General features: G+C 54.8%; 1 protein-coding gene. It reads right to left on the minus strand.

Translation table 11 applies throughout. From position 1 onward, the window contains the following. Positions 1-272: hypothetical protein (locus tag HMPREF2996_RS12720; RefSeq protein ID WP_168166657.1), on the minus strand; the 272-nt coding region annotated here is incomplete at both ends.

Consider the following 272-nt stretch of genomic DNA (forward strand, 5'->3'; position numbering starts at 1 on the left):
GCACAAGCATCAGCGATAAGGCCAATAGCCAGAGCACCAGCAGCAATCAGAGCCACAGCGCCAGCAGCCTGCTGGTGATCAACACCGAAACGCTTCAGCTGCGCATCAATACCAGCCATCTTGCCAGCCAACGGACCATTGAACACACCAGCCTGCTTCTGCAGCTGAGTATTCAGATCCCGAATCTGCTTGTTAATCGGAGCAACAAAGTCCGACAGACCCGGAATGTTCATCTGCGAAGCCAGACCAACCGGAATCAGGAACAGCAGCGG

The sequence above is a fragment of the Corynebacterium sp. HMSC066C02 genome (assembly GCF_001814945.1).
Taxonomy (GTDB): Bacteria; Actinomycetota; Actinomycetes; order Mycobacteriales; family Mycobacteriaceae; genus Corynebacterium; species Corynebacterium aurimucosum.